Source organism: Dorea sp. OM07-5, assembly GCF_003481355.1.
GTDB classification, from domain to species: domain Bacteria; phylum Bacillota; class Clostridia; order Lachnospirales; family Lachnospiraceae; genus Dorea_D; species Dorea_D hominis.
In genome coordinates, this window is record NZ_QUKZ01000002.1 from 138649 (window position 1) to 159101 (window position 20453).

Annotated in this window: 20 protein-coding genes; all 20 read right to left on the bottom strand. The window is 42.2% G+C overall.

All coding sequences use genetic code 11. The features are described 5' to 3' along the window. Nucleotides 1-43 precede the first annotated feature (43 nt). Nucleotides 44-754 (bottom strand): TIGR03936 family radical SAM-associated protein, encoded by a 711-nt coding sequence (locus tag DXC04_RS02485; protein ID WP_243112088.1) that lies wholly within the window; start codon nucleotides 752-754, stop codon nucleotides 44-46. Between the two features lie 19 nt (nucleotides 755-773). After that, the gene (locus DXC04_RS02490; protein WP_118659785.1) at nucleotides 774-2639 is read right to left on the bottom strand and encodes a TIGR03960 family B12-binding radical SAM protein; all 1866 of its coding nucleotides are present in this window, start codon (nucleotides 2637-2639) and stop codon (nucleotides 774-776) included. Nucleotides 2640-2841: 202 nt separating this feature from the next. Then, the gene (locus DXC04_RS02495) at nucleotides 2842-3813 is read right to left on the bottom strand and encodes a dipeptidase (RefSeq protein WP_021860962.1); all 972 of its coding nucleotides are present in this window, start codon (nucleotides 3811-3813) and stop codon (nucleotides 2842-2844) included. 141 nt (nucleotides 3814-3954) lie between these two features. Beyond that, nucleotides 3955-5214, bottom strand: coding sequence for a DUF819 family protein (locus DXC04_RS02500; RefSeq protein ID WP_021860961.1), 1260 nt, complete (start codon nucleotides 5212-5214; stop codon nucleotides 3955-3957). A 376-nt stretch (nucleotides 5215-5590) separates the two neighbouring features. Further along, nucleotides 5591-6151 (bottom strand): chromate transporter, encoded by a 561-nt coding sequence (locus tag DXC04_RS02505; RefSeq protein ID WP_021860960.1) that lies wholly within the window; start codon nucleotides 6149-6151, stop codon nucleotides 5591-5593. Beyond that, complete coding sequence (locus DXC04_RS02510; protein WP_118519363.1) at nucleotides 6148-6714, bottom strand: chromate transporter; 567 nt, start codon at nucleotides 6712-6714, stop codon at nucleotides 6148-6150. Before DXC04_RS02510 ends, DXC04_RS02505 begins: the two co-directional genes overlap by 4 nt. Nucleotides 6715-6723: 9 nt before the next feature. Then, on the bottom strand, nucleotides 6724-7707 hold the full coding sequence (gene bioB / locus DXC04_RS02515) for a biotin synthase BioB (protein ID WP_118519364.1): 984 nt from the start codon (nucleotides 7705-7707) through the stop codon (nucleotides 6724-6726). A gap of 21 nt (nucleotides 7708-7728) precedes the next feature. After that, nucleotides 7729-9018 carry a dicarboxylate/amino acid:cation symporter gene (locus DXC04_RS02520; protein ID WP_118519365.1) on the bottom strand — a complete coding sequence of 430 codons (1290 nt, stop codon included), beginning with the start codon at nucleotides 9016-9018 and terminating at the stop codon, nucleotides 7729-7731. After that, the gene (gene rfbD, locus DXC04_RS02525; protein WP_118659787.1) at nucleotides 9011-9868 is read right to left on the bottom strand and encodes a dTDP-4-dehydrorhamnose reductase; all 858 of its coding nucleotides are present in this window, start codon (nucleotides 9866-9868) and stop codon (nucleotides 9011-9013) included. The genes DXC04_RS02520 and rfbD overlap by 8 nt, the downstream gene beginning before the upstream one ends. 39 nt (nucleotides 9869-9907) lie before the next feature. Next, a complete protein-coding gene (locus DXC04_RS02530) occupies nucleotides 9908-10210 on the bottom strand; it encodes a hypothetical protein (RefSeq protein ID WP_118519367.1) in 303 nt (100 codons plus the stop codon). A 75-nt stretch (nucleotides 10211-10285) separates the two neighbouring features. Then, entirely contained in the window at nucleotides 10286-11569 is a 1284-nt protein-coding gene (hisIE, locus tag DXC04_RS02535) for a bifunctional phosphoribosyl-AMP cyclohydrolase/phosphoribosyl-ATP diphosphatase HisIE (protein WP_021860454.1), read from the bottom strand. An 18-nt stretch (nucleotides 11570-11587) separates the two neighbouring features. Further along, nucleotides 11588-12175, bottom strand: a complete 588-nt coding sequence (gene hisB, locus DXC04_RS02540) for an imidazoleglycerol-phosphate dehydratase HisB (RefSeq protein WP_118519368.1) — start codon at nucleotides 12173-12175, stop codon at nucleotides 11588-11590. Between the two features lie 14 nt (nucleotides 12176-12189). Further along, nucleotides 12190-13485, bottom strand: coding sequence for a histidinol dehydrogenase (gene hisD, locus DXC04_RS02545; RefSeq protein WP_118519369.1), 1296 nt, complete (start codon nucleotides 13483-13485; stop codon nucleotides 12190-12192). 18 nt (nucleotides 13486-13503) lie between these two features. Further along, nucleotides 13504-14139 carry an ATP phosphoribosyltransferase gene (gene hisG, locus DXC04_RS02550; RefSeq protein WP_021860457.1) on the bottom strand — a complete coding sequence of 212 codons (636 nt, stop codon included), beginning with the start codon at nucleotides 14137-14139 and terminating at the stop codon, nucleotides 13504-13506. 25 nt (nucleotides 14140-14164) lie between these two features. Continuing rightward, nucleotides 14165-15424: an ATP phosphoribosyltransferase regulatory subunit gene (gene hisZ / locus DXC04_RS02555; RefSeq protein ID WP_118519370.1), complete on the bottom strand. Its 1260-nt coding sequence runs from the start codon at nucleotides 15422-15424 to the stop codon at nucleotides 14165-14167. Nucleotides 15425-15530: 106 nt separating this feature from the next. Further along, a complete protein-coding gene (locus tag DXC04_RS02560) occupies nucleotides 15531-16076 on the bottom strand; it encodes a Holliday junction resolvase RecU (RefSeq protein WP_021860459.1) in 546 nt (181 codons plus the stop codon). After that, nucleotides 16034-17056 (bottom strand): RluA family pseudouridine synthase, encoded by a 1023-nt coding sequence (locus tag DXC04_RS02565; protein ID WP_118659789.1) that lies wholly within the window; start codon nucleotides 17054-17056, stop codon nucleotides 16034-16036. Before DXC04_RS02565 ends, DXC04_RS02560 begins: the two co-directional genes overlap by 43 nt. A 23-nt stretch (nucleotides 17057-17079) precedes the next feature. After that, nucleotides 17080-17655, bottom strand: coding sequence for a hypothetical protein (locus DXC04_RS02570; RefSeq protein ID WP_021860461.1), 576 nt, complete (start codon nucleotides 17653-17655; stop codon nucleotides 17080-17082). Between the two features lie 63 nt (nucleotides 17656-17718). Next, nucleotides 17719-18480: an SDR family NAD(P)-dependent oxidoreductase gene (locus tag DXC04_RS02575; RefSeq protein ID WP_118519372.1), complete on the bottom strand. Its 762-nt coding sequence runs from the start codon at nucleotides 18478-18480 to the stop codon at nucleotides 17719-17721. Nucleotides 18481-18484: 4 nt separating this feature from the next. Further along, nucleotides 18485-20446, bottom strand: coding sequence for a YgiQ family radical SAM protein (locus DXC04_RS02580; RefSeq protein WP_021860463.1), 1962 nt, complete (start codon nucleotides 20444-20446; stop codon nucleotides 18485-18487). Nucleotides 20447-20453: the final 7 nt, after the last annotated feature.

Sequence of the window (20453 nt, forward strand, 5' to 3'; positions counted from 1 at the left end):
TCCTTTATATCATTCATGTTTATATCTGTATAAGCACACATATTTAAGTAGTTACAATGTCTTTTCCCAGGTCTTCCAACGAAATGAAATCGTTTTTTGTTGTTCCACCTGCTGATTTCGGATTCTTCGCATATACTTCCAGGCGGTGGAAATGAAGCGGTACTTCCTCCGGATTTTCACCGATGAAGCGCAGGAACGCTTCCATTACGAGATCCGGTTTCAAATTCTGCTCACTACCTGTTGCGAGGAACAGAAAAATGCCGTCATCCTCTGCATGCATATCATAAATCATCGGTTTGATATCGACTTCTTTCTCACTTCGTTTTGTTTTCTTCCATACGATGATCTGCGGTTCTTTCATAAATGCACACACACTGTCTTTCCATTTTTTCGAAAGTACTCTTATATCTTCCGCATGCTGAAAAGTCTGTGGCTGAGTCACTTTGTAATCTGCCGCAGCTACGATCGTCATACCGCTCGCTTTTTTATCCGAAGAGATCTCACGGAAACCGGTAACTTCAATCCCCTCGACCATCACAGCATTTAACTGTGCAACTGCCTGTTCTGAGGCGATTGCTTCTGTCAACTCAATATCAAAATATTCTCCGTCACTTGTCACACCGACACCAAGTGGCTGCGCAAATGACATGATCATATGTGGGCTGTATCCACTCGTAAATGCAATCGGGATCTCTGCCCTGCGGATCGCTTTCTGAAAGAAACGCATCACATCCAGGTGTCCAATAAAACGCATTACTCCATATTTACGGAATTTAATTCTTGCTTTCAATACAGACACCTCCTTTCCATTTTGCCACACCACAACCGGAACATTTCATCCGGCAATTCGGTGTAACTTCTGCGTTCATTGCATGATTCCATTCCCGTTTCAGGAAATCTTTCGTCACGCCAATGTCTATGAAATCCCACGGGAACACTTCATCAAGTGAACGCTCTCTGTGATTATAAAATGCAATATCCAGTCCTGTATTTTCAAACGCTTGCATCCATTTATTATTATCAAACTGATCGCTCCAGGAATCATACAGACATCCCAGACGATAAGCTTCTTCGATAACTGCGGAAGTCTTACGGTCTCCTCTGGCAAAAACACCTTCCAATACCGTTACTTCTGCATCATGCCAGTTATATTTCAGACTCTTCCGGTTCAACTGATCGTTAAATGCGTGTTTTACAATCGCAGCTCTGGAGATGTATTCTTCATTCGTATACATTCTCGCCCACTGGAACGGAGTAAACGGTTTCGGTATAAAGAACGATGTACTTGTCGTAATCTGGCATTTTCCGTTCCGCTGATCCTTCGGGATCTCGTAATAACGTCTTGCAATTTTATCTGCCAGCTCTGGAATAGCACGCATATCATCTTCGGTCTCTGTCGGTAATCCCAGCATGAAATAAAGTTTTACCTTATTCCAGCCTCCTTCAAAAGCCTGTCCTGCGCCATCTAAAATAATCTCCTCTGTCAGTCCTTTGTTGATGACATCACGCATACGCTGGGACCCAGCCTCCGGCGCAAATGTCAGGCTGCTCTTGCGGATATCCTGCACCTGTCCCATTACATCCAGCGAAAATGCATCTATTCGAAGCGATGGCAGACTGATGTTAATTCCCTTGGACTTAAACTCATCAATCAGAAATGTGACCAGCTCTTTTAAATGACTATAATCACTGGAACTTAAAGAACTTAGAGAGATTTCTTCGTGTCCTGTATTTTTCAGCATCTTATATGCATAATCTTTTAAAACTTCTACGTCTTTTTCTCTTGTCGGGCGATATAGCATTCCTGCCTGGCAGAAACGGCAGCCACGGATACAACCGCGCTGGATCTCCAGTACAACACGATCCTGTGTTGCTTTAATAAAAGGTACAACCGGTTTTTCCGGATATGGCGCACTGGACATATCCATTACAACCTGCTTCTTAATATTCTCTTTTGCATGAACATTGTTCGGTGTAAAAGAGAGGATGGTACCATCTTCCTTATATTCTACATCATAAAAAGACGGAATGTATATTCCTTCTACTTCTGCAGCCATCTCAAGGAAATCCCATCTGGAGCCTCCTGCTGCTTTATTCTTCTTGTAAAGATCCAGTAATTCATCATAAACGGTTTCGCCTTCACCCATATAAAACAGGTCAAAGAAATCTGCCAGTGGCTCCGGATTGTACGTGCATGGACCACCACCGATCACGATCGGATCTTCTTCTGTTCTGTCTTTTGTTTTTATCGGGATCTCGGACAGATCCAGAATCTGTAAAATGTTCGTATAACACATCTCATACTGGATCGTAATGCCTAAGAAATCAAAATTTTTGATCGGATCCTGCGATTCCAGCGCAAACAACGGAATCTTCTTCTCGCGCATAACCGCATCCAGATCCGTCCACGGTGAATAAACTCTCTCACACCAGACATCCTCTCTGCGGTTAAACATATCATAGAGAATCTGGATTCCAAGATGTGACATTCCAATCTCGTACACATCCGGGAAACACATGGCAAACCGGATATCGACTTTCGTCTTATCTTTCATGACCGAATTCACTTCGTTTCCGATATAGCGCGCCGGCTTCTCGATCTTCATCAATATATCATCAGTTAATGCTAATTTTCTCATGGTTACTCCTTGGTTTTTAAATGTTCTCTTTGCATACACTCGTTTAATTGTACCACAAATTGAATACATTGGTAAATAGGAAGTATTTTTTCCCAAATCACTTCATAACCTGTCACCGGCAGCTTTCACTGGTTATTATGGAAACCTAAAAAGGGCTCCCTCAAAAGGGAGCCTTCGAATTGCATGTTTTTAAATTTTTTTATTATCCAATTGTCCGTTTAACAAGATTCTGGAAATTAACTCTGGCAATCTTATCCATCTCTTCTTTGGTCATTCCCATCTTCTCGAAACAGCTAAAGAGATTCGGAATCTCTGAAGCATCCTTCATACCGTGTGCTGCCGGGCTGGAATCTTCTGTCATAGTTCCCATCGCCTCATCATTGATAAACTCAAAGAAATCAAATCCACAGCCAACATGATCGATGCCCATTACATTGATCATATGATCTGCATGTCTTGCAAGATTCTCAACGGTCTGTTCCGGTCCTCTCGGATCAATGAAGTCTTTGAAAGAATTAAGTCCGACAACACCGTCTACATCACGGATGGCACGAAGCTGATCATCTGTCAGGTTACGCGGCACATCACAGAGCGCACGGCAGTTTGAATGAGAAGCAATGATTGGCTTCGTAGCAAGCTTCATGCAGTCCCAGAAACCAGCTTCATTCAGATGTGACATATCAAGGATCATGCCCTTATCCTGTACTTTTCTGGCAGCTTTCTTACCTGTTTCCGTAAGTCCGTAGGATTCGCCGGAGTTTGCGCCTGCGCCAAGTGCATTTGCTTCATTCCACGTAAGGATTGCATGCCTGCAGCCAAAATCATAATATTCATCGATCTTAGAAATATCTTCCCCGATTGCTGCGAGTCCTTCAATTCCATGAAATACATAAATCTTGCCATCAGCTTTCGCCTGCATCATCTCTGCGTAGTTATGTACAATACGGATTTCATCACATTCCTCAGCCTCCGCTTTTGCACATTGCATAATCTCTTTTGTTCTCTTTACATAATCTACATCATACGGCGGATCTACCCAGATTACAAAAATGCTTCCTTCTACGCCGCCTTTTCTAAGCCTTTCCAGATGACGTCTGCGTAATACATCGGTTTCGCCCTTTAATCTACGTGCGGTTACATCACACCAAATATCCGAATGTGCGTCAAAATACATAATCTACCATCCTTTCTTACATTGTCTAATCCATTCTGCTTTCAGTTCCGACATTTATAAAATCCCATTTTTTATAATCGGCGCGTCCCCTTTTACGGGAACGCGCCGTTTACCAGTCGCTTTCAATATATTATGTAATTCTTATGCTCCTAAGAGAACTCCAATCATAGTTCCAAGGTAGTTACCGATTACATATCCGAGAGTACCTACTAACATTGCAGGTCCAACCAGACGGCTCCATCCCTGTGAAATAGCCATACCGGCAGCTGTTGTCGGTCCACCGATATTTGCATTGGAGGCAATAATCGCATCTTCCAAATCGCATTTGAAGATCTTTGCTCCGATGAAACAGAATAACATGTTTACACAAACCATGATAGCTGTAAGTACAAGAAGCAGAGGTGACTTTGTAACTACTGTGATAATGTTTGCCGGAACACCGATTACAAACAGGAATAAGTAGATTAAAAAAGTACCAATCTCCTGTGATCCATGCAGATTCTCTTCTACCTGTTTATGGAAGAATGTTGCAACGATTACTGAGAATGTTGTGATCCATACATACTGGCTTCCGAAGAATTTACCGATGAAATCCATAAATCCAGTTGCATTCTCACCAACAGCTCCGCTGATCGTTCCAGCGATAAACTGTGAAACCCATACGATTGTTACAGAATATGCAACATTGTAAGCGATATCCTTCAAAGAGATATCTTTACGGCTCCAAAATGCTGCAGCCTGTGTCTGAGCAGCGTCTTTTGAAATTCCCGCTTCTACTTCGTCAATATGTGGATGTGCGAAGTGTGAACGGAAGAATTTCATACCTGCAAATGCAATCAATACGAAGAAATATGCAGCCATCAAAAGGTTATCTGCAACTGTTGCTGCCGCTGTTAAATCTTCACCTGCCGCATACTGTGATGCCATTGCTGCAAAGTTTACACCACCACCGATATAAGAACCGGTCATCATACTTGCTACTTTTGCGAGTCCGCTTGCATCACCGAATGGTCCACGCAGTGCAAAGAATGCAATAATTGCACCACATACTGTACCAACTGCACCGATCAGGAATACGATCAACATCTTACCGGTATCTCTCCATACACGGGAAAGGTTACACTGAAGAAGCAATAACGGAATACCCATTGGTACGATCATACCCCAGACAATATCGTCATACAGTACACTGTGAATAGGAATGATACTTAAGTTTGCAAGTACCATTGCAATGATCAGTGCCAGGATCGCACCGGAAACTTTCGATGCCCAATTGTACTTTTGCTCTAAGTAGATAGAAAAAGCAACACCAAGACACATGATTGCGAGTAATGCCCATGTATCTTCTGCTGCGATGAGCGATTCCCGCCCGACTAGATTTTGAAATACTGAACTTAACATAGAATACCCTCCTTCGTTCTCATTTGTTTCACGACTGTTATAGATGAACCTTATATATTCATCTGATTTATCCCTATTATACATACATTTTTCAACAATAACAATAGTTTATTGAAATTTTGGTAAATATGCTGAAAAATATTTTCAATTCACTGTAGCATTGTGAAAGCTGTTTGATATTATCTTATTTGTATAAAAATTAGATAGTTTTTTCATCTTTTCCACAATTCATACACTTTAAGTTGATCTATTTTAATCTGATTGTACATAAAAAAAACACCTTTTTGTATATTTTGCAAAAAGGTGTTTTAAATCGTATATGCAAATGAATAAAATCTGTACCTTAGTCTTTGGTAAAATCCCCAAAAATTCTTCACTATTTGACATAACAAAATATGACATTTAGTATGCCTGCCAGTAGCATGACTATAATCGGGTTCCATTTTTTCCAGCATAATAATATCAGACAAATCAGAAAAATTACGAAAAGCGGTATATTTATACCAGTGACAGACAGTACACTGCCTGCTTCCAAGAAAGCATTTTTTAAAATACTGACTCCTGCAGAGGCAATTAGTGCGACTACTGCCGGGCGCAGGGATTTCAAAACTCCCTGCAACAAATCTAATTTCCGGTATTTTAAGTATAGTTTCGCAATAGCTGTCACAATAATACAGGACGGAAGGATATTCCCAAGTGTTGCTGCAAGCGCTCCCGGCACTCCTGCTACTTTAATTCCGACAAATGTTGCCGAATTGATGGCGATCGGTCCGGGTGTCATCTGTGATAATGTAATAAGATCTGTAAATTCTTTAACATCCAGCCATCTGTGCGCATCGACGATTTGGCTCTGAATAAGCGGAAGCGCTGCATAACCACCGCCAAAGCTGAATAATCCAACCTGAAGGAAACTAAGGAAAAGCTGGATATAAATCATTTCCGCACCTTCCTTTCAAGCATAGTCCGTATAACACCAAGGATTCCGCATCCGAGAATAATCCAGACGATATTAATTTCCCCGCTGCATGCAAGAAGAAATGAAAGAATCAGAACAAGCAAGGATATCACATCTTTCTCCTTTATAACCGAACATCCCATCCCAAAAGTAACAGAAGCAATCACAGCTCCCACACCCGCCTGCATACCTTCCAGCATCCGTGCAACCAGCAGGTTGGAGCGGAATGCCTGATAGCAGACAGATAATATCGATATAATGACAAAAGGAGGGATAACTGTTCCGAAAATAGCAACGAATGCGCCTAGAATTCCTGCCAGTTTATATCCGACAACAATCGCGCCGTTGACAGCAATTGCCCCCGGCGCTGACTGGGCGATTGCCACAAGATCCAGCATCTCCTCCTCATCGATCCAGTGTCTGGCATCGACAAAATCTTTTTTCATTAATGACACAATGACATATCCACCTCCAAAGGTGAATGTGCTTAAATATAAAGTTGATAAAAATAAAGTCCGAAGTATTTTACTATTCTTTTTTTTCATTGTATTATCCTACTCTTCGTCTGTAGACTCTATTTCACCATCAAATCCGGCATCTCGAATCATCTGCATTGTAGCATCAATCCCCTGACCGTCTGCGGTCAGATATCCGGATGCGAAAATCGAATCAACAACTTTGAAAAGCGTCGGCTCTATTCCTTTAAAATATACTTCTCTTCCGGCCGCACAACGGATATCTGAAGTCGGGATCATAAGTCTTGCAAGGCATAAAACTTTCATGCAGTATTCCGGTGTAAGTCCGGAAATATCCCTGTCTGCAAGTCGTGTCCCCGGAATCGGAAGCAGGAAATTGATTGGTACAGATTCCGGATGAATTTCACGAAGATCCAGAAGCATGTCCACAACATCTTCTTTGCTCTCTCCCATTCCGATAATACCACCGCTGCAGATCTCGAAGCCGATATCCTGAAGCATATGTATATTTGCCACACGCTGCTCGTAAGTGTGCGTCGTACAGATCTCCGGGTAAAATCTCCGGCTGCTGTTCAGATTATGATTGATCCTGTCCAGTCCGGCATCTTTTAAAAGTCTCGCCTGTTTCTCCGTCAGAAATCCAATAGAACAGCAGATCTGCGTTCCTTTCTTCTTCATTTCCCGGATACGTTCTGCAAGATCTTCAATCTCTGCATCTGAAAACTGAATTCCGCTCAGACCGATACAGTGTCTTGCCAGATGCTTGTCATCTACCAGATCGTTATCCCCGTAAAGTTTTTCATCCGAAACACGACGATATTTTTCAATGGCCGCATGCGACTCGCAGGACTGTGCACAATATGCACAGTTCTGTGAACAGTTTCCGCTGCGGACATTAGTCAGAAGCTGTACGCTTACTTTCTTGCCTTTATACTTTGTACGGAGCGCATAGGCACATGCGATCAGATCATCCATGTCTTCCTTTGGAAGATTTAAAATTTTAATTGCTTCCTCTCTCGTAAGTCTCTTTGTCTCATCCCAGTGTTTCAACCATTCTTTCATAGAAGCATCTCTCCTTTTATCTTAAGCTTTTTCTTCCTTTTTATTAAATACCTCACGATCCAGCGCCTTGTTCTGATGTGCAACGATTGTTGTACATACAGCATCACCTGTAATATTAACGGCTGTTCGTGTCATGTCAAGAATACGGTCAATACCCATGATCAGTCCGATTGCCTCAACCGGGAGTCCTACAGAATTAAATACCATTGTAAGTGTAACAAGACCTACACTTGGTACTCCGGCCGTTCCGATAGATGCAAGTGTCGCTGTCCCGATAACCGTAACATAATCGGTAAGAGAAAGATGGATTCCAAATGCCTGTGCCGCAAACACAACAGCTACACCTTGCATAATCGCTGTTCCATCCATATTGATCGTCGCACCAAGCGGGATCGTAAAGGACGAAATTTTCTTGGATACACCCATTTTTTTAGACAGCGTATCGATGGAAAGCGGAATGGTAGCATTGGATGTTGCTGTTGAAAATGCAAACGCCATAACCGGGAAGAATTTTTTAATAAATTTGAACGGATTCAGTCCTGTAAATCCTTTTAAAAGTCCCAGATATATAACAAAACACTGCAGGGCAAGTGCAAGCAGGACACCGATCATGTATTTTGCAAGCGGAATGAATGCGCTGAAACCGATATTGGCAAAAGTACGTGCGATCAGGCAGAATACTCCGATCGGAGCAAGTCCCATGACCATCATTGTCATTTCCATCATGATGTCATTGAACTGACTGAAGAAATTGCTGACTGTCTCTGTACGCTCTCCTAGCTTTGCCAGAATAACACCGACGATCAGTGCAAATACAATAATCTGAAGCATTGTTCCGTTTGCCAGCGCATTCAGCGGATTGTCCGGAATGATATTCAGGAGCGTTTCTGTCAGTGTAGTTGCTTTCATGGACTCCACTTCCGCAGCATTCTGCTGAATACTGCTCATATCCAGTCCTTTGCCAGGATTAATCAAATTACCGACAGATAACGCAACTGTAACTGCAACGGCTGTTGTAAACAGATAAAAAACGAGTGTACGCACGCCGACTGTTCCAAGTTTTTTTGTATCTCCAATCGACATACTTCCACATACGATCGAACAAAATACAAGTGGAACAACAAGCATCTTCATCAAACGGATGAATCCTTGTCCGATTACATATAAAATTCCTTCTACGATTACATCATCTTTGATACTGCTTTTCGGGACAAGATAACATAAAATCACACCAAACAGCGCTCCTGCAAGAAGGGAAATGAATATTTTCGTAGTAAGTCCCATCTTTTTCTTTTCTTTTGTATTACTCATGAGTCTCCTCCTTCCACTCGGCAATGTATTCCTCAAGAGACTGTTTCCATTTCGGCATTTCATATACATCAATGATCCGTAAAATAAAATTATCCAGAACCGCATATGCTGGCCGTACCAGATGTTCTTTAGAATCTGCAATTGAAATCTCTTTTACTTCTGCATGAAGACCTGCCAGAGATAGAATCTCTCTTGCAAAATCATATCGACTGCAAAGTTCTTTACATGTTGCATGATAGGTTCCATATTCATTCGTTGTAACAAGATACAAAATAATACGTGCCAAATCCTTCGCACTGGTCGGACATCCGGTCTCATCTATTGCAGCCTCGATTAGTTCTCCACTTTCCGCCTTCCGCAATACATATGTCACAAAATTATCGCCATGTCCGAAAATCCAGCTACTCCGAATCACAAAATGTTTGTGTGTAAATTCCCGCACATAATTTTCACCGGCTCTCTTAGAGCGTCCGTACACGGTCTTCGGATTCGTATCATCAAATTCACTGTAAGGCGTATTTTTGTTACCATCGAAGACATCATCTGTAGATATCTGAACGATTTTAGCACCGATCTTACGTGCGACAATACTTAAATTTCTTGCACCGAGCGCATTAACACGGTACGCCAGTTCCGGTTCTTTTTCACAAAGTTCCATATCTGTGATTCCGGCACAGTTGATGATCACATCCGGACGGTTGATCTCACCAAAGCTTAATACTTCATCTGTCTGTGTGATATCCAACTCATCTTTATCTGTGTTAAAAACTTCCATCTCCAGTGGATCTAACACTTCGTTAATAGCAGTTCCGATCTGTCCTGCCGATCCTGCAATCCATATTTTTAACATGTTTCATCCTCCTCTTTCGTTCCTCATTTACTCATGAAATTACCGGTGTTCCAGAATCGGAAACGCCGATGTATCTTCAGAGATCATTTGAATGATTTCTGAGCTGTTCACACTCATAAACTCATCCTTTTTGTAATCCATTGCAACAAATGCAGCAAACAGCAGAAAGCTTATGAAAAGCCGGAGCCCCAGTGTACCGCTCTTAAATTCCTGCGGCTCTTCATAAAGCAAACGGTATGCCACTCCATATCTCGGGTGTACCGCCGGAGAGTCATAAGAATCCCGGTACAGTTCCCGTGTCCGCATTAATAATTTCTGCCTTCGTCTTTCTGCTTCATTCAATCCCGGTCACATCCTTTCCACTCTAGGATATGCATGGATATTCGGTTCTATACCTGAAAAGACAGTGCACGCGCATTAGCGGCTTGCCAGTTCTTTTACAATATCTTCCCAGTTCAGTCCTTTTTCAACCATTAATACAATCATATGATAAAGGAAATCCGAGATCTCATACTTCGTCTCTTCTGCACTTGGATTCTTGGCAGCGATCACAATCTCCGTTGCCTCTTCGCCGATTTTTTTCAAAATCTTATCAATTCCTTTATCAAATAAATAATTCGTATAAGAACCCTCTTTTGGATTCTCTTTTCTGTCTACAACGGTATTATAGATGATTTCAAAAACTTCCAGCGGATTTGCTTCGTTATATTCCGTTCCTGCAAGGTGCTGGAAAAAGCAGGTCGGATTACCGGTGTGACATGCCGCACCAACCTGATCTACTTTTGCAAGTAACGTATCATAATCACAGTCAATTGTCAGCGACTTGACATACTGGAAATGCCCGCTTGTCTCACCTTTCACCCAGAGCTTCTGGCGGCTTCTGCTGAAGTAAGTCATTTTCCCTGTTTTGATCGTCTGATCAAATGATTCTTCATTCATATAGGCTAACATCAATACTTCTCTCGTCTTATAATGCTGTACAATAACCGGGATCAGCCCCTGCTCATTTGTCTTAAACTGTGAAAATTCCATAATACTTTCAAAAGAAGTCATCTGGATGCCTTCCTCTGAACACTCTTTCTTAAATTCCACAAAATCCATATCCGGCTGACTGACATATTTTCCTGAAAGCCCTTTCACTCCCGGACATTTAAGTATCTTGAATAACTCCGGTTTTTCCAGCGTATCTGTTACGATTACACATGGAATATCCGTTACGTCCATAACCGAATTAAGATCCAGACGATGCATGAACACAATCTCACTGGAATATTCATCAATTAGATGCTGATGTTTGAAAAGCGCATCAAAATCATTCAGCGATACTGCAATTTTCTCTTTTCCAAAACGTTTTGCCGCCTCTTCCACTGCCTTCGCACTGTCCGGTTTGGAAAAATTCAGCATTGCACGCTTTGCTCCGGCATACAAAATCTTCTTTACATCCTCCTGCCGTTTGATATTACCACCCGCTACCATTGGGATACGGATCAAGCGATTAATACGGCGCATCAAGTCAATGGCTTCTTCGTGCTCATCATCAGATGTAGAAAGATCGAACACAAGCAACTCATCTGCCCCGTGATCGCTGTAGTATTTTGCAAGTGCGATCACATCGTCCTGTAATACGCTCTTATCATTAAACCATTTTACAGCCTTCCCACCTGCAATAAAAATGCAGGGAATCAATCTTTTATAACTCATATATGTTCAAAAACTCCTTTAAAGACTTCCTTTTGTCGTCCACGCTTCTTTGATCCGTGGTTCATCCATAGTTGCCATATCAAGCGCTTTTCCAAAACTTTTGAAAAGTGCTTCAGCCATGTGATGATTGTTCTCACCATCCATGATCTTAAGATGGATGTTCATTCCTGCGCTGTAAGAAACAGCATAGAAAAATTCTTTCACCATCTCTGTGTCCATGTCACCAATCTTCGGAACTGTAAATTCTGCATCATAGCGAAGGTATGGACGACCGGACAGATCTACCGCGCAAAGTGCTAGCGTCTCATCCATCGGAAGGATCATATTCCCAAAGCGTTTGATACCGGCTTTATCTCCGATGGCTTTTAAAATGGCATTTCCAAGCACAATTCCTGTATCTTCGATCGTATGATGACTGTCTACATCCAGATCGCCATTTACTCGAACAGTCAGGTCGAACAGTCCATGTCTTGCAAATCCGTCCAACATATGGTCAAAAAATCCAATCCCCGTATGAATATCGTTATTTCCGGTTCCATCCAGATTCAGCGTAATGGAAATGTCGGTTTCTTTTGTTTTTCTTTCACAAGTAACGATTCTGCTCATTTTTTACATCCTCCTTACTTCTTCTCAAAACGTACTTTGATGGAATTTGCATGTGCTGTCAGATGTTCTGCTTCTGCAAATTTTTCAATATCGGTATGGATCGCACCAAGTGCCTCCTGTGAGTAGGCAATAATGCTTGATTTTTTAATAAAATCATCAACAGAAAGCGGTGAGAAGAATTTTGCTGTTCCGTTTGTCGGAAGGACATGGTTCGGTCCTGCAAAATAATCTCCAAGCGGTTCACTGGAATATTCGCCAATGAAAATAGCTCCTGCGTTGCGGATGCGTGTCATAATGTCATACGGATTCTTTGTCTGGATCTCCAGATGTTCCGAAGCAATCTCATTCGCAATGTCAATCACTTCTTCCATGGTATCTGCTACCAGTATGTATCCATAATTATCCAGTGATTTGCGGATGATCTCACTTCTGGAAAGTTCATTTAAAAATCCGTCTACTTCTTCAGATACCTTCTCTGCAAGCTTCTGGCTGGTTGTCACTAAAATTGCAGAAGCGAGCTCGTCATGTTCTGCCTGGGACAGAAGATCCGCAGCTACATAGCGTGGATTTGCTGTCTCATCAGCGATTACAAGGATTTCACTTGGGCCTGCTATCGCATCAATGCTTACATGTCCGTATACAGCACGCTTTGCAAGTGCAACATAAATATTTCCAGGTCCTACAATTTTGTCAACCTTCGGGATACTCTCCGTTCCATAAGCAAGTGCAGCGATCGCCTGTGCGCCGCCGACTTTATATACAACATCAGCACCTGCTTCATGTGCTGCAACCAGTGTTGTCGGTGTGACTTTTCCGTCTTTTCCCGGAGGTGTTACCATTACGATTTCGTCAACTCCTGCAGCTTTCGCTGGTGCGATATTCATAAGGACAGAAGACGGATAAGCAGCTTTTCCGCCTGGTACATAGACGCCGACTCTCTGAAGAGGTGTAACTTTCTGTCCAAGCATTGTTCCATTCGGTTTGCTCTCAAACCAGCTGTTTTGACGCTGTCTCTCGTGATAATCACGGATATTAAATAATGCCTTGCGGATAATACCTGTTAACTCTTCGCCGACTAATTCGTAAGCTTCTTTAATCTCTTCTTCTGTTACTTTAATATTCGATGCATCAATCTTTGCTCCGTCAAATTTTTCTGTATATGCAAATACAGCCGCATCTTTTTCGCTGCGTACATGATCCAGGATTTCTGCAACACCTTGCTCATATTTGCCATAGTTATTCGGACTTCTCTTTAAAAGATCCTCCAGCAGATTCATTTTTGTATTCTTATCGAGATGCTGTATTCTCATTTTATCACTCCTATATTCCTATATTTGTGCGCGTAATTTCATTAATAATGCCTTAATTCTGTCACTCTCCATACGCATGCTTACCGGATTGACGATCATACGCGCAGACAGTGGGCAAACTTCCTCCAGAACTTCCAGACCGTTTTCACGCAGTGTGGAACCCGTTTCTACAATATCCACGATCACTTCAGAAAGACCAACGATCGGTGCCAGTTCAATCGAACCGTTTAATTTTACGATCTCTACAGTCTGGTGTTTTGTGTTGTAGAAATAGTCTTTTGCAATATTCGGATATTTTGTTGCGACACGGATCAGCTCATGATGTTTCAATAACGGTATTGCATCTTTATAACCGCACACACACATTTTACATTTCCCATAACCAAGATCCAGAACTTCATGAACTTTACGTCCTTCTTCAAGGATCGTGTCTTTTCCGACAACTCCGATGTCCGCTGCACCATATTCTACATAAGTCGGTACATCCGGTCCTTTTGCAAGGAAGAAGCGAAGCTTCAATTCTTCATTTGTAAAGATCAGTTTTCTGGAATCTTTGTCTTTCATCTCTTCACAGGTTATACCAATTTTCTCAAACAGTTCCAGCGTCTGTCTTGCCAGACGCCCTTTTCCAAGGGCAAATGTAAGATATCTCATAGTAAAAACTCCATTCTCTTATATATTATGATGTGGTCTTCTTTCCGTTTCCGGCAATCTTGTGTTCACCTGTCACAAGATTGATCATGACCACTTCTCCATCTTCTCTTATATATACAAGGTTTCCTGCATAATACTCTTTTCCATAAGTAATATATTCTTCCAGGATCTTGCCATCCGCTTTCTTGATCAGTTCCACATTCTTTGCTTTGTTACGGAAATCTTTTGCAAGCATAACCGCCTGTTTTGTCTTCCCTTCATCATATAAAATGATCGTATTCTTTCTTGTATATACGATGCGGAGTTTCTGTCGGTTCATCGCATTCATCAGCTCATCAATGACAATTGCAAATCCAATAGAAGGTGATTTCTTACCAAACTTCTCCAACAGATGGTCGTAACGTCCACCTTTTACGATCGCATCTCCGGTTCCAAAAGTATAACCGCGGAAAACAATACCGGTATAATATCCGTAAGTTCCTGTCATGCTCAGATCAAATGTTACAAATTTTTCCATTCCATATAATTTTAGAATGTCGTATATATGTTCCAGACGTCTGATTGCCATAATACCGGCAGAGTTAGGCGCAAGATCTTTTGCCTGGGAAAGGATCTCTACTCCGCCAACCATTTCTCCAAGTGCTGCAAAAGCTTCCTTGGAGCTTCTCTTTACAAGAATACTGTCCAGATATTCTTCCACACCGAAATAATTCCGGTTATTGATTAGTTCAATGACGCGTTCTCTTGCATCCTCATCCAGCGATGCATCTTCAATCAGGCTCTGGAAGAAATCAACATTCCCCACGCTGATTTGAAATTCCTTCACGCCAATTGTAAGCATCGATTCAATCACAAGTGCAAGCATCTCTGCATCTGCTTCCACGGAATCATCACCAATCAGCTCTGCGCCCATCTGTGTGACTTCTCTTAATCTCCCCTGATAGTTGGAATGATTAATAAATGTATTACCTGTATAGCAAAGCCGAATCGGCACTTCTTCCTCACCAAACAGTGTTGCTGCTGCTCTTGCAACGGACGGTGTGATATCTGGCCTCAGTGCAAGTGTATTTCCATCTTTATCAAAAAACTTATATAAATCTTTGGATGCCGTTGTTCCGATTTCTTTACGAAACACATCAAAATATTCAAACATCGGTGTCTGGATATCATGATAGCCATATAAATGGAACGTCTTCTTTAAACGGCTCTCCAGTGCAAGTTTCTTTCCGCATTCTACATTATATATATCCCGGACTCCTTCCGGTGTATGCAATACTTTCTTCATATGACCTCCTGTTAGCTCTTTCACTTTAGCGTGCTAATACGTTAAAACCCTTTCCGTATTATATACATTTTCTGATTCTTTGTCAAGTATATGACAAAGCCTGCCATTACTTCTGTTTCTGCTCCCGGACATCCAGGTCTTTATTAATCCCGTCCAGATACGGAACAAGACTTCCACGCCTTAATTCCATAAAAAATTCCGGATCCAGTTCTTCCAGACGGAAGCTTTTTCTGCCGCCTTTTTTTGCACGGTTCCAGAACTTCATCATTTCTTCATAGCGCATATAATACAGTATATTTTTTGCTGAATAATAAAGCAAAAAAAATGCAATTCCTTCCTGTTTTTCAAATCTGCCCATAAACTCTATCTGATGCTCATGGATATTCTGTAATGGAAAGGTATCTGCCACACATTCTTTTGCATCAAAGCATACCGGAATGCCCTGCACAACACCGATATAATCAACTGTACTTCTCTGTTCAAAATATGCCAGTGTGATCTGCCGGTGTTCCTTATCCATGCGGACCGGCGTGATCGGTGTCGGGATCTTCTGGATCAGCGCCAGATTTTTTTCCATATAATATTCATTGGTCCGGTTTACGAAATCCTCTAATGTTGAACCTCTAAGACCTCTTGAGTTCCATGTTCCCATGTTATCTCCTTTATGATTTTATAGAAATCTTCCGGAACCGGAGCTGTAAACGTTCGCCCGGAAAGTTTCTTTAATGTCTTATTCATCTCCGGCATTACAAGTTCATATGCATGCAGCATCTGTCTTGTCTGTGCTGTCTTCATTCTTCCGTTCCATTTCCGGTTCCACTTTGGATCACCATACTTCGGATCACCAAGAAGCGGATGTCCCTGCCATGCCAGATGTGCGCGGATCTGATGCGTCCGTCCGGTGATCAGATGCACTTTCAAAAGTGTTATTTCCTGATTCCATGCAACCGGAACATATTCTGTCTCGATTGGAACTGCATCAGCGCCGGCCTGTTTTGCAATTCGCACCTGGTTGGTCGCTTTGTCTTTCTGTAAATAGCCGCAGATATGTGCTCTTTTATCGATTGTTCCTTTCACAAGACAGAGGTAATATTTTTTCAGTGTCCTGTCTTTGAAAAGTTCTGAAAGCTTCTGTAATCCCGCCAGACTTTTTCCGGCAGTAATAAGGCCGCTCGTATTCCGGTCCAACCGGTTGCAGATGGATGGTCTGAATGTCTTAAGATCATCTTGCCTCAAAGCTTTCGTTTCAAGCAAATGTTCCATTAAATATTCGACAACCGATACATCCGAAGGCTTTGCTTTCTGGGATAGCACCCCGGCCGGTTTGTTATAAAAAACAACATCTTCATCTTCGTACACAACAGGCATCTGGATCTTTGGAAGCTTTTTCTTACTATGTGCAGTTTCCTGCTTTCCGGTAAATTTCTCCAGTGTTTCATCAGCAAGAAACAGTTTCACCTGATCCCCTTTTTTTAACTTTTCACTACCTGTTGCCTTTCTGCCGTTCAGCACAATATTCTTCTTACGCAGCATTTTATACAGGAAACTTCCCGGAGCTTCACTTAAATATTTCTTTAAAAATTTATCGAACCGCTGTCCGGATTCATTTTCCTTAATATATATTTTTCTCATACACGATTCCTTATATAAATATTTTACATGGATGTTGTCAGAAGGAGATGCCGTATCCGCCGTTCTCTTCTCCGGTTATCCGGCTTCTCGATTGCTGCAATACTGTTCATTCCCTCCGCACGTGATAAAAACGCAACATAATCATGAAAAACTTTTACAGTAACTTTCTCATATTTATGGTTGTGAAGCATTTCCTTAATATATCTTGCCGCCTTTGTCTCATCCGTTTTTTCATTGCTGGTGTAGCCGCACACCGTATGTCCGGAAATGACGATTGCATCTACCTGCATGACTTTTTCCGGACTTGTAATGACAAGATCATAGACTCTTGTCAGAAGGGGTGCTTTTTCTTCAATTTCTTTGCACTTGTCCGACGCAATGCTCTGATAAGGAGCCATTGTAATATACTCAACAAGCATCTTTGCAGCCGGAAGACATCCGACAACTGCTACTACAGTGAGCAAGTTCATGCGGGAACCACTCTGTACAATACCGATCACAACAAGCGCTATGACCACTGCAAATTCAATGACCGCCCAGAGCAGATATTTTGTTTTGCGGAAACGGATATATCCCGGACGTCCTTTTTCAATCTTCATTTATTATTATCCTTCTTTCCTGTTATTCTATCCTCTTTTATCAATCAGCATGCCTGATACGAATCAGATTCCATTTAACTTACGCATCAAATATGCGCTAAGAACATCCGGCAGCAATTTTCCTGCAATTCTGGCAACTTTCATAGATGTGCCGTATACAGAAACACATCTACGATCCACCGCATCCAGCAATGCTTTTCTGGCAACCGCTTTTGGATCCACTTTTGTAACTTTGTTACTTTTTCCAAGAAGTTCACCGCTGTGTGCAAAAAATTCTGTGTCCACAGGACCCGGGCACACCACTGTTACAGATATCTCCGCCGGTTTCCATTCCTCGCGGATCGCCATGGACAGACGGTAAACATATGATTTTGACGCAGAATATATTGCAAATCCCGGCTGTGGTGCGAATGCCGCTGCACTCGCCAGATTGATCACGCGGCTTCCTCTGCCAAGAAACGGCCGGCAGAGCAGAAGCATTCTTGTAAGACTCTGACAATTCAGTTTTACCATGCGAAGTTCTGTATCCTGCTCTCTTTCTCCGAAACAGCCGGACAATCCGCAGCCCGCGCTGTTAACAAGTATCCGGATCTCTGCATTTTTACGTTCCAGCTCTTTTTCGATTCTTTCATAAATATAATCTCGGTTCAGATCTCCGTCAAAGATCCGTACCGGAACAGTAAATTCCTTTTCCAGTTCCTGCAGGCGCTCTGTTCTTCTTGCCACAAGCCAAATCTCATCCAGATTCCGGTACAGTTTTACAATCTGTCTTGCAAATTCTCTGCCCATGCCAGAAGAAGCTCCTGTTACTAATGCAATTTTCATAGGATCATCTGCCTTTCTTTTTGTGTACGTTACGGATTGCTTTCTTTTTATACGGGCGCTTTCCGCCAGAAGCATTTCCACTACCAGATGTATTTCTGTGACCGGAATCATTTCCCCGCTCCGGCGCACGGCTCTTACTATAGGATGTTCCCTGATTCTTCCCACCGTGCCGTTTTGGACGCAGCAAACAGTGTTTATCATAACCTACCAGATCCATACGTCCCGCTTTCTTAAGCGCTTCCAGCACGATATCATAATTCTGCGGATTGCGATACTGGATCAAAGCACGCTGCATCGCCTTTTCGTGCGGATTCTTCGGAACATACACCGGTTTCATCGTCCTTGGATCCACACCTGTATAATACATACAGGTAGAAATCGTTGACGGTGTCGGATAAAAATCCTGTACCTGTTCCGGCATATACCCAAGGTCTCTCAGATATTCCGCAAGCTCAACAGCTTCTTTTAATGTCGATCCCGGATGGGAAGACATCAGATAGGGCACAAGGTACTGCTTCATACCAAGCTGTTCATTGATTTTTTTATATTTCTCAGTAAATTTCTGATAAACTTCATTCCGCGGCTTACCCATACAGGTAAGTACCGCATCTGAAACATGCTCCGGCGCTACCTTAAGCTGACCGCTCACATGATATTTACACAGCTCTTTAAAAAATGTATCATCCTTATCTGCAAGCACATAATCAAATCGGATTCCCGAACGGATAAAGACTTTTTTTACTTTTGGAATCTTCCGCAGTTTCCTGAGAAGCGATACATAATCTTTGTGATCCGCTTTAAGGTTCTTGCAAGGTGTCGGGAACAAACACTGCCTGTTCTTGCAGACTCCATATTTTAACTGTTTCTCACAGGATGGATGTCTGAAATCAGCCGTTGGTCCGCCCACATCATGGATATAACCTTTAAAATCCTTATCCTGTGTGATATGTTCTGCTTCTTCCAGCAGGGATTCATGACTTCTCGTCTGTATGATGCGTCCCTGATGGAACGTAAGCGCACAGAAATTGCAGCCGCCAAAACATCCTCTGTTGCTGATCAGGCTGAATTTGACTTCCGAAATAGCCGGGACGCCACCATCTTTCTCGTAAGACGGATGATAAGTCCGCATGTAAGGATAGCTATATGTCTCGTCCATCTCCTGTTGGGAAAGAGGCTTTGAAGGCGGATTCTGTACGATATACATATGTTCGCCGTACGGCTCTACCAGTCTCTTTCCGGTAAATGGATCTGTATTACAATACTGCGTATAAAAACTTCTGGCATAGTTGAGCTTGTCCGCTTTTAAATCCTCAAAAGCCGGCAGCATAACTGCATCATACACACTGTCCAGACTCTTTACTCTGCAGACTGTTCCATCAATAAAAGTAATATCTTTCACATCGATCCCACTGTCCAGAGCCTCAGCGATCTCGATGATCGAACGCTCTCCCATTCCATAAGAAATAAGATCTGCGCCGGAATCTAAGAGTACGGATCGTTTTAATTTATCTGACCAGTAATCATAATGCGCCATACGCCTGAGACTCGCTTCAATTCCCCCCAGAATGATCGGCGTCTTCTTATAGACCTGCCGGATCAGATTACTGTAAACGATTGTCGCATAATCCGGTCTTTTTCCCATTACGCCGCCCGGAGTAAAGGAATCTTTGCTTCTTCGTTTTTTTGATACAGAATAATGATTGACCATCGAATCCATATTGCCCGCAGACACAAGGAAACCAAGCCTTGGTTCTCCATATATCATTATACTGTTTTTATCTTTCCAGTCCGGCTGTGCAATGATCCCGACTTTGTAACCAAAAGCTTCCAGTTCTCTCGTAATAATTGCATGTCCGAAAGACGGATGATCTACGTAAGCATCACCGGAAATATATACAAAATCCACCTGCTCCCATCCACGGTCGATCATGTCTTGTCTGCAGATTGGCAAAAATTGCTGTTTCATTAATCGT